Raw genomic sequence first — 9,266 nt, 5'->3', positions numbered from 1 at the left:
TACTTGAGAAGAGCTGTCCTTAGTACGAGAGGACCGGGATGGACGTACCTCTGGTGTTCCAGTTGTTCCGCCAGGAGCAGTCGCTGGGTAGCTATGTACGGAAAGGATAACCGCTGAAAGCATCTAAGCGGGAAGCCTCCTTCAAGATTAGGTATCCCCGGGACGCGAGTCCCCTGTAGGCCCGTTGTAGACCACAACGTTGATAGGCCGGGTGTGTAAGCGCAGCAATGCGTTCAGCTGACCGGTACTAATCGGCCGTGAGGCTTGACCATAAAAAACTATACTCGCGGGGGTGGCAACCCCACCCCCGTCATATTGAATCACTCCCTAACGCTCTCGATCTCGCATAAATGCAATTGCCCAAGATACATTTCTAAGGTTTCTCGGTGGCTATGCCGAGGGGGTCACACCCGTTCCCATCCCGAACACGGAAGTTAAGCCCCTCTGGGCCGATGGTACTGCACTGGTAGCGGTGTGGGAGAGTAGGTCGCCGCCGGGAGTTTTTTACAAACGCCCCCCCTGTCCTCAGGGGGGGCGTTTCGCGTCTCACCTCTCTATCTCCATATTCTCTCCTCTTTTACCCACTTCTCTCCTTGCTACTCAATCTGGAATTGAATCTTGTTGTATACTCTGCTATTTATTGAAATAACAATGTTTGATGTCCGGGCAGAGGCAATGATGAAAGAAGTCGCTGAGTATCTTGACAGGCAGTCACGTCAGGGGTTTGTCGCTCTTGGGTATGTATTGATAGTCCTGGTGGGGCTTGTGGACTATCTAACCAAGCAACTCACCAGTGAACCCTTCTACCTTATCCCCTTGGCGCTCATCACGTGGTCGGGGTCCCGCCGCAATGGTTTCGTTGCAGCATTTTGCTGTTCCGGCATCTGGTATGCCGTTAACAGGTACGATCCTCACGATCCAGGACCCTTTGGTGTCCAGCTCTGGAATCTCACCCTACAAGCCGGCCTTTTTCTCATCTTCGTCATGCTCTTTGCCGCGCTCCGCTCTGCTCACGACTATCGTAAGCTGATGACCCGTCTGGATCCGCTCACGGGCATGCTGAGCGGCATATTCTTCCAGGAGCTGGCACTCGTCGAGATTCGGCGCTCGGAGCGCTATGAGCATCCGTTTACCCTGGCGATTATTGAGTTCGACTTGGCGACGGTGAGGTCGGCGGGGGACTCGGAGCACCTTTCCTCATTGCTGAGGTCCGTCGCCGGTGTGGTCCGGGCGGCGGTAAGGGGAACCGACATGGCGGCGCGACTCGACTTCGCAACCTTTGCGGTGATGCTCCCCGAGACACCCAACGAATCTGGACGGGTGGTCGTAAAAAAACTCCAGGAACAGCTTGCCGCCTTGTTGAGTGAGAACCGCTGGCAGGTCCCCTTCGGCATCGGGGCTACCACCTTCATGGTACCCCCCGCCGGCGTTGATGAAATGTTTCGCAAGGTGGGAGGACTCGCCCACTCGGCAAGCCGTCGCTCTTCAACCACGACGGTTCGATATGAGGTCGTCGACCGGGCGATGGGGGTTGCCTGAGATGATTCGGCCTGGACTGGTAGGCGGTGGTGGGAAGAATGCGCTGTCGAGCAGTTAATCCCTTAATGCAAGGACGAGGAGGACCCCATGCCTGACTTTGGATCACCGTTTGCCGGCCGTGCTGCCGACAGAAAGCTGACCCATGCTGAACTGGTGCGCGCCATCCGCTTTATGGTGTCGGCCGAGTATGAAGCGATCCAGCTCTACATGCAGCTGGCCGAATCGACTGACAATGCCCTGGCCCAGGCCGTCCTGCGCGACGTTGCCGATGAGGAGCGGGTCCACGCCGGAGAGTTTTTGAAGCTGCTCTACCAGTTGGAGCCGGAGGAGGAACGGTTCTACGCCGAAGGGTTCGAAGAGGTGGACGAGATTGTCGGGGAGTTGAAAAAGACAGCCAAGGCAAAGGGGAGGAAGTCAGCGGGAAAATCCTGACTCCCGAATGGACTCTTTGTGATGAAGGGCGCTGCGGAGCAATCCGTGGCGCCCTTTTGTCATCTTGACCTACCCCACCGTTTTCCTGAAGCGGCCCACCGCAAAGACGAGGATCGTGCCGCCGAGCAGCGCCAGCGCCGTCACCTGCGGCCAGAGAATTTCGAGGCCGATCCCCTTGAGAAAGATCCCCCGGACGATGACCAGATAGTAGCGGAGCGGGTTCAGGTAGGTGGCGTACTGGATGCTGCGGGGCATATTCTCGATGGGGAAGGCGAAGCCCGAAAGAAGCATCGCCGGGAAGGTGAACATGAAGGAGCTCATCATCGCCTGCTGCTGGGTCCTGCTCAGGGTGGAGATAAAAAGCCCGAAGCCAAGGGTGCTCATCAGGAAAAGGGCCGTCGATCCTACCAGCAGTGCGACGCTCCCCCGCAGCGGGACCCTGAACCAGAAGAGGGCGACCCCGGTGACGATGATAACATTGATGTAGCCGACGATGGCGAACGGCACGAGCTTGCCGACAATGAATTCCCAGCGCTGGATCGGTGTGACGATGATCTGCTCCATGGTGCCGATCTCTTTTTCCCGCACCACCGCCATGCTGGAAAGCATCATGGTGGTGATGAGGACCATGGAGGCGATGACCCCCGGCACGTAGAAGTTGCGGCTTTCCAGATTGTCGTTGAACCAGGCGCGGCTTTCCAGTTCAACCCGCCCCCCTTCCGTCGCCCGTCCTCCCTGCCGCACGAGATGTTCAGCCCGGATCTGGTCGCTGAAACGCTCGGCGATCTTCACCGAGTAGCTCACGACGATCCGGGCGGTACTCGGGTCGGTGCCGTCGACGATGATCTGGAGCGGTGCCGTCCGTCCGGCGCGGATCGCCTCTTCGAACCCACGGTTCACCTGCACGGCGGCCCGCACCGTCCCCCGGTCGAGGAGAGCGCGGATTTCCTCCTCCCGTTCCACCCGCCGCACGACGTCGAAATAGCCGGAGCGTTCCAGCCGCGCCACCAGGTCGCGGCTCGTGGCGCTGTTGTCCCGGTCACATACCGCGGTGGCGATATGGGTGACGTCGGTGTTGACCGCATAGCCGAAGAGGGTGATCTGAACCGCCGGGATGACGAGGATGATGAACCGCATCTTCGGGTCCCGGAGGATCTGGATTGCCTCCTTTATGAGCATGGTCTCCAGGCGCCCGAACATGGCCTACCCGATCCTCTTGCGGAACTTCAGCACCGCCAGGGCGAAGACGAGGGCCCCGAATACGGCGAGGAAGAGGATGTCGCCTGCCAGCACCGTGAGCCCCACCCCTTTCAGGTAGAGCCCCCGCAGGATGGTGACGAAGTAACGGGCCGGAATGGCATGGGTGATCGCCTGGAGCGGAAGCGGCATGTTGGCGATGGGGAAGACGAACCCCGACAGGAGAAACGCGGGGAGCAGCGTTGCCACCATGGCGAACTGGCTGGCGGCGAACTGGCTTTTGCCGACGATGCTGATGAAGACCCCCAGGGCCAGTGCCACGAGGAGAAAGAGGATGGCGGTGGCCAGGAGCAGCGGTCGCTCGCCGCGCATCGGCACCTGGAAGATGAAGCGTCCGGCCAGGAGGGAGACGACAAGGTCGAAGAGGCCGATGCAGAAGTAGGGGACGAGCTTGCCGACGATCAGCTCCGCGCCGGTGAGGGGGGTGGAGATGAGCTGCTCCATGGTGCCGGTCTCCCACTCCCGCGCCACGGTGAGGGAGGTGAGGAGCGCGGCGATGACCATCATGATGACCGCGATGAGGCCGGGAACGATGGCGTTGCGTGAGACCAGATCGGCATTGAACCAGACCCGGGGTTCAAGGGAGAGGGGAGGGCGGGGAAGGTCGGTGGTGGCGCGCCGGCTCTGCTCCAGGGCGATGCCGCTGCTGTAGCCTGCCGTGATGAACTCGGCGTAGCCCAGCGCGGTAGTGGCGGTGTTGGAGTCGCTCCCGTCGACGACGGCCTGGACCCGGACGGGGCGTCCCGCCCGGAGGTTTTCGGCGAAGCCCCGGGGGATGACGATGGCCATGAGGGCGTCGCGGCGGTCGATGGCCCGCTCGATCTCCCGGTAGTCGGTGGCGTACCCCGTAAGGGAGAAATAGCGCGAGCCGCTGAACCGGCTCACCAGATCGCGGCTTGCCGGGGTGCCGCTCTGGTCCCAAACCATGAGGGGGACGTTGTCCACGTCGAGGGTGAGGGCGTAGCCGAAGAGGAAGAGGAGCATCATCGGGATGGCGATCCCCATGATGAGGCTCCGGATGTCCCGGAAAACGTGGATGAACTCCTTGCGGGCCACGGCTCTGATCCGCTGAATCCTCATCGGGTGAACTCCCGTTGTGCGCCTTCTTCCCGATCGCGGGCCTCGATGAGGGAGACAAAGACATCCTCCAGCGACGGGACGATCTTCTCGATCCGCTCTGCCTCGACACCCCGAGAGGTGAGGATCCGGCCGATGGCCGGCACCGCTCCCCCGGCGTCACCGGTCACCACGTGGAGTCCCCGGCCGAAGAGTGCCGCATGCTTCACGCCGGGGATCGTCTCGATCTCCTCCATTAGTTCCTGTGGTCGGTCGCAGGCCACCTCCACGATCTCCTCGGTCATCCGGTCGGTCTTCAGCTCCTCCGGAGTGCCGAGGGCGATGATTTCCCCCCGGTAGATGAGGGCGAGACGGTCGCAGTACTCGGCTTCGTCCATGTAATGGGTAGTGACAAAGACCGTGACCCCGCCGCCGGCGAGGCGGTAGATCAGATCCCAGAAACTGCGGCGGCTGATCGGGTCCACGCCGGAGGTCGGCTCGTCGAGAAAGACGATGGGAGGCTCGTGGAGAATGGCGCACCCCAGCGACAGACGCTGTTTCCAGCCGCCGGAGAGGATGGCGGTGCGGCTGCGGCGGTGCTCGGCAAGGCCCGCCATCCCGATCACCCACTCCTTCCGCTCCCGCCGCTTCCCGTCCGGGATCTTGTAGATGCCGGCGTAGAAGTCGATGTTCTCCTCCACGGTCAGGTCTTCGTAGAGGGAGAACTTCTGGCTCATGTAACCGATGTTCTTCTTGATCTCCTCGGCGTCGCGGACGATGTCGAAGCCGGCCACGGTGCCGCTGCCGGCGCTGGGGGGGAGGATGCCGCAGAGCATCCGGATGGTGGTCGACTTTCCCGCCCCGTTGGGGCCGAGGAAGCCGAAGATCTCCCCCCGGCGCACGTCGAGGCTGATCCGGTTCACGGCGGTGAAGTCTCCGAAGCGGCGCTCCAGCTCCCGGATGGTGACGGCGTAATCGGTGCCGGTCATCGCGCACCCTCCGTAGCGGAGAGGACCGAGACGAAGACATCCTCCAGGGTCGGTTCGATGGAGTGCAGCCCCCGGAGGGCGACCCCCTCCCGCGCCATGAGTGCCTCGATGGCTGAGCATGTCTGGTCCGGCGTGTCGGTCACCACATGGACCCGGTCGCCGAAAAGCCCCACGGAGGTGGTGCCGTCGAGTCCCGTGCGCAGGATGCGACCCGCCTGCCGGGCGGCATCGGTGCGGACTTCGAGGATCGTCCCCCGCATGAGCCCCTTGAGCCGGCGAGGGGCGTCGCAGGCCAGCAGCCGCCCCTTGTGGATCAGCCCCACCCGGTTGCAGCGCTCCGCCTCGTCCAGGTAGGCGGTGGTGACGAAGATGGTGACTCCCCCCCGCAGGAGCTGGTAGAGGATGCGCCAGAAATCCCGGCGCGAGACCGGATCGACCCCGTTGGTCGGTTCGTCCAGGAAGAGGACCTGCGGGGTATGGATCAGGGCGCAGGCAAGGCCGAGCTTCTGCTTCATGCCGCCGGAGAGGTTGCCCGCCTGACGGCGCCGGAACGGCGTGAGGTTGCTGAAGGCAAGCAGTCTGTCTATTTTTTCGTCACGCCCCCGGCGGGGAATGCCGTAGATGTCGGCATAGAAGTGGATGTTCTCGAGCACCGTAAGGTCGGGATAGAGGCCGAAACGCTGGCTCATGTAGCCGATCTCGTCCTTGATCGCCTCCGCCTCCCGCACCGTGTGGCGGCCGAGCACCCGCGCCTCGCCGCCTGACGGGTCCATGATCCCGCAGAGCATCCGCATGGTGGTGGTCTTCCCCGCCCCGTCGGAGCCGACGAGGCCGAAGAGCTCGCCCGGCGCCACGGTGAGGGTAAGGCCGTCCACGGCGGTGAGGTCGCCGAAGCGCTTGGTGAGGTTGTCGGTGTGGATGGCGTCCATGGGGAAGGTTCTAGCGGGTGATGATCTCGGCGTCCGCCGGCATCCCCGGCTTGAGCTCCATCTTCGGGTTCGGGATGGTGATCTTGATCCGGTAGACGAGTTTTACCCGCTCCTTTTCGGTCTGCACGTTCTTCGGCGTGAACTCGGCCTCGGGGGAGATGAAGGTGACGGTCCCCTCGTAGCGCCGGTCGGGCCAGGTGTCGGTCCTGATCCGCGCCTTCTGTCCCACCTTGATCCGCCCCAGGTCGGTCTCGGCGATGTAGGCCCGCAGCCAGGTGTTGGTGACGTCGCCCACGGTGATGACCGGCGTTCCGGCCACCACCTGCTCTCCCGGCTCCACATGCTTCGAGAGTACCAGCCCTGCCGTGGGTGAGGCGAGGGTGGTGTAGCCGAGGCGGGTCCTGGTCAGCGCCAGGGTCTCCTGGGCCTGCCTGAACTGGGCCCGGGCGGCGTCGATCCGTTCGCGGCGCTGGCCCCGGTGCATCAGCTCTTGCCGTGCCTCGGTCTCGCGCAGCAGCGCCCGGGACGAATCGCGGGCGGCCTTGACCGCGTCGAAGTCACGCCGGGGGATGACCTCGCGCCGGTAGAGGGCCTCCTGGCGTACAAAATCGGTCTCCAGCCGGTCGGCATCGGCCCGGGCGCGCGTCACCGCGGCGTCGGCCTGGGCGATCTCTTCCCGCCGAAAACCGTTTTCCTGCTCCCGCAGGGCCGCCGCCAGCCCCTCCACCTGCCGCTCCTGCTGGGCGACCTCCAGCCGCCGGTCTTCGTCGTCCAGCCGCGCCACCACCTGTCCCGCTTTCACCGTCTCGCCTTCGTCGACGAGCCGCTCGCGCACCTTCCCCGGAACCTTGAAGCTCACCTCCACGTCGGTCACCTCGATATTCCCCGAGACTGCGATCGACCCGTCGCTGGGGGAGCGCCGGCTGGTCGCGAACCAGAGCGCGACTGCGGCAGCGAGCAGAACAAGCACGATGATGACCACCTTCTTCTTCATGAAACTCCTCCGTGGAGTGGTATGCGTGGCGTGACGTCCTTCCTATTCTGGCACGCTGAGCGACGTTGTAAAGAATTATCAATGGGCGGACCGGCGCCGTTCATTGGAACGGTTTATGCTGAGTTTTTTGCTGGTTAGAGAGGTTGGGTCCGGAAAATACAATTTAAGGTGGTGATTTCATTGCGAAAAGCCCTGGTGTGCGACGATGAGCCGATAATCAGGATGAGCTTAAAAAGTAAGCTTGCGGAACTTGGATTCGATGAAATCGTAGAGTGCGGCGACGGTGAGGAGGCAGTGCGGCTCGCCCTGGACAAGCTCCCCGACATCGCGATCCTCGACGTCTCCATGCCGAAGAAGGACGGTGTAACCGCCGCCCGCGACATCCGCCGGAAGCTGAAGATCCCCATCATTCTCCTCACGGCATGCTATGATCCCGACACGGTGAAGCGGGCCAAGGAGAGCGGCATCGGCGGCATCCTGACCAAGCCGTTCCGGGAGCAGGACCTCTGGCCCGCCATCGAGGTTGCCTGCGCCCACGCCGACGAGGTGGAAACCCTCAAGGAGCAGGTGGAGGACCTGAAGGAGACCCTGGAGAGCCGCAAGGTCATCGAAAAGGCCAAGGGGATCCTGATGCAAAAACAGGGACTTTCCGAGCCCGAGGCATTCCGCAGGATGCAGAAGCTGGCCATGGACAAGCGCAAGAGCATGCGTCAGATCGCCGAGGCGATCCTGCTGACGGAGTAGCCGGCGGGGGACGGACCGGAGAACGGGGCACCGATGGTGGACGGTGCCCCGTTCTATTTTTTAAGCAGAAATTGCGTCGGTGTTGACGAAAGAAGTTCCGGGAGGGATTGTAGTTGGATTGGTGATTAAATGTTGGGCATCTGCACCGCAATGAGGCTCGCTCGTTAGGAGCTGGGAGATAAAACTCAGTAAAATCAAAGTATTCTGGGTTGGCATGCTCAATGCTAATTACCAGGTTAACAAAGATCGAATCATCGAATACGCTGACGTATTCATTGCATCGAAGGACCTAGGCAAAGGCGCCGCCATTATCACGAATGGGGCGCCTTTTTTGTTGCCCCGCACATTCCCAGACGGTCCACGGATGAGTGGACGAAAGGAGACGGAACATGAGACAGATCGCGATTTACGGCAAAGGTGGCATCGGCAAGTCCACGACGACCCAGAATACGGTGGCGGGCCTGGCATCGCTGGGCAAGAAGGTGATGATCGTCGGCTGCGACCCCAAGGCCGACTCCACCCGCCTGATCCTCCACGCAAAGGCCCAGTCCACGGTCATGGATCTGGTTCGCGAACTCGGCACGGTTGAGGATCTGGAGCTTGATGACGTGCTGAAGGTCGGCTATGGCGATGTCAAGTGCGTCGAGTCGGGCGGCCCCGAGCCGGGCGTCGGCTGTGCCGGCCGCGGCGTCATCACCGCCATCAACTTCCTTGAAGAGAACGGCGCCTACACCCCGGATCTCGACTTCGTCTTCTATGACGTTCTCGGCGACGTCGTCTGCGGCGGGTTCGCCATGCCGATCCGCGAGAACAAGGCCGAAGAGATTTATATCGTCTGCTCCGGCGAGATGATGGCCATGTACGCCGCCAACAACATCGCCAAGGGTATCCTCAAGTACTCCTCCTCCGGCAAGGTCCGTCTCGGCGGCCTCATCTGCAACTCCCGCAAGACCGACCGGGAAGACGAGCTGATCGAGGCCCTGGCCAAGAAGCTCGGCACCCAGATGATCCATTTCGTCCCCCGCGACAATCAGGTCCAGCGCGCCGAACTGCGCCGGATGACCGTCATCGAGTACTCTCCGGATCATCCGCAGGCAAACGAGTATCGCACCCTTGCCCAGAAGATCCTCGACAACAAGATGCTGGTCGTGCCGACTCCGCTGGAGATGGAAGAGCTGGAAGACCTCCTCATGGAGTTCGGCATCATGGAGGCCGAGGACGAGAGCATCGTGGGCGTGGCCGAAGCGGCGACGAAATAGAGACGAAAATCCGCCACAGAGGTACGGAGACACGGAGAAAACCGTATAGAGGGAGTTGGATTGGTTT

General features: G+C 62.1%; 9 protein-coding genes and 2 rRNA genes (1 of these 11 running past the window's edge). 6 read left to right on the top strand and 5 right to left on the bottom strand.

What is annotated here, in order from left to right:
* The 4 genes from GPICK_RS13095 to GPICK_RS13080 form a co-directional block, all read left to right on the top strand.
* Nucleotides 1-272, top strand: a 23S ribosomal RNA gene (locus GPICK_RS13095) (it extends 2,687 nt beyond the left edge of the window).
* Between the two features lie 110 nt (nucleotides 273-382).
* Nucleotides 383-499, top strand: a 5S ribosomal RNA gene (gene rrf / locus GPICK_RS13090).
* Between the two features lie 176 nt (nucleotides 500-675).
* A complete protein-coding gene (locus GPICK_RS13085; protein ID WP_158414179.1) occupies nucleotides 676-1,539 on the top strand; it encodes a GGDEF domain-containing protein in 864 nt (287 codons plus the stop codon).
* An 87-nt stretch (nucleotides 1,540-1,626) separates the two neighbouring features.
* Complete coding sequence (locus GPICK_RS13080) at nucleotides 1,627-1,971, top strand: ferritin family protein (RefSeq protein WP_039743929.1); 345 nt, start codon at nucleotides 1,627-1,629, stop codon at nucleotides 1,969-1,971.
* Nucleotides 1,972-2,040: 69 nt separating this feature from the next.
* On the opposite strand, the gene GPICK_RS13075 is transcribed toward GPICK_RS13080, so the two are convergent.
* The 5 genes from GPICK_RS13075 to GPICK_RS13055 are packed head-to-tail and all read right to left on the bottom strand — an operon-like array spanning nucleotide 2,041 to nucleotide 7,196.
* A complete protein-coding gene (locus GPICK_RS13075) occupies nucleotides 2,041-3,171 on the bottom strand; it encodes an ABC transporter permease (RefSeq protein WP_039743927.1) in 1,131 nt (376 codons plus the stop codon).
* Between the two features lie 3 nt (nucleotides 3,172-3,174).
* The gene (locus GPICK_RS13070) at nucleotides 3,175-4,308 is read right to left on the bottom strand and encodes an ABC transporter permease (protein WP_039743925.1); all 1,134 of its coding nucleotides are present in this window, start codon (nucleotides 4,306-4,308) and stop codon (nucleotides 3,175-3,177) included.
* Complete coding sequence (locus GPICK_RS13065; protein WP_039743923.1) at nucleotides 4,305-5,273, bottom strand: ABC transporter ATP-binding protein; 969 nt, start codon at nucleotides 5,271-5,273, stop codon at nucleotides 4,305-4,307. Before GPICK_RS13065 ends, GPICK_RS13070 begins: the two co-directional genes overlap by 4 nt.
* On the bottom strand, nucleotides 5,270-6,202 hold the full coding sequence (locus tag GPICK_RS13060; protein ID WP_039743921.1) for an ABC transporter ATP-binding protein: 933 nt from the start codon (nucleotides 6,200-6,202) through the stop codon (nucleotides 5,270-5,272). Before GPICK_RS13060 ends, GPICK_RS13065 begins: the two co-directional genes overlap by 4 nt.
* A gap of 10 nt (nucleotides 6,203-6,212) precedes the next feature.
* Complete coding sequence (locus GPICK_RS13055; RefSeq protein WP_039743920.1) at nucleotides 6,213-7,196, bottom strand: efflux RND transporter periplasmic adaptor subunit; 984 nt, start codon at nucleotides 7,194-7,196, stop codon at nucleotides 6,213-6,215.
* Between the two features lie 168 nt (nucleotides 7,197-7,364).
* Between GPICK_RS13055 and GPICK_RS13050 the strand changes: the two genes are divergently transcribed.
* Both GPICK_RS13050 and nifH read left to right on the top strand, forming a co-directional pair.
* The gene (locus GPICK_RS13050; protein ID WP_330217050.1) at nucleotides 7,365-7,940 is read left to right on the top strand and encodes an ANTAR domain-containing response regulator; all 576 of its coding nucleotides are present in this window, start codon (nucleotides 7,365-7,367) and stop codon (nucleotides 7,938-7,940) included.
* A 389-nt stretch (nucleotides 7,941-8,329) separates the two neighbouring features.
* Nucleotides 8,330-9,199, top strand: a complete 870-nt coding sequence (gene nifH, locus GPICK_RS13045) for a nitrogenase iron protein (RefSeq protein ID WP_039743917.1) — start codon at nucleotides 8,330-8,332, stop codon at nucleotides 9,197-9,199.
* The last annotated feature ends 67 nt before the right edge of the window (nucleotides 9,200-9,266 follow it).

The sequence above is a fragment of the Geobacter pickeringii genome (assembly GCF_000817955.1).
In the GTDB taxonomy this organism is placed as follows: domain Bacteria; phylum Desulfobacterota; class Desulfuromonadia; order Geobacterales; family Geobacteraceae; genus Geobacter; species Geobacter pickeringii.
Note: the sequence above shows the minus strand (reverse complement) of the source record. Positions and strands in the feature narration are given on the sequence as shown.

What these genes read in the sequence shown, in the direction of transcription:
- GPICK_RS13085 (WP_158414179.1), top strand. Translation starts at nt 676, where the DNA reads ATGATGAAAGAAGTCGCTGAGTATCTTGACAGGCAGTCACGTCAGGGG.
- GPICK_RS13070 (WP_039743925.1), bottom strand. Translation starts at nt 4,308, where the DNA reads ATGAGGATTCAGCGGATCAGAGCCGTGGCCCGCAAGGAGTTCATCCAC.
- GPICK_RS13065 (WP_039743923.1), bottom strand. Translation starts at nt 5,273, where the DNA reads ATGACCGGCACCGATTACGCCGTCACCATCCGGGAGCTGGAGCGCCGC.
- GPICK_RS13055 (WP_039743920.1), bottom strand. Translation starts at nt 7,196, where the DNA reads ATGAAGAAGAAGGTGGTCATCATCGTGCTTGTTCTGCTCGCTGCCGCA.
- GPICK_RS13075 (WP_039743927.1), bottom strand. Translation starts at nt 3,171, where the DNA reads ATGTTCGGGCGCCTGGAGACCATGCTCATAAAGGAGGCAATCCAGATC.
- nifH (WP_039743917.1), top strand. Translation starts at nt 8,330, where the DNA reads ATGAGACAGATCGCGATTTACGGCAAAGGTGGCATCGGCAAGTCCACG.
- GPICK_RS13080 (WP_039743929.1), top strand. Translation starts at nt 1,627, where the DNA reads ATGCCTGACTTTGGATCACCGTTTGCCGGCCGTGCTGCCGACAGAAAG.
- GPICK_RS13060 (WP_039743921.1), bottom strand. Translation starts at nt 6,202, where the DNA reads ATGGACGCCATCCACACCGACAACCTCACCAAGCGCTTCGGCGACCTC.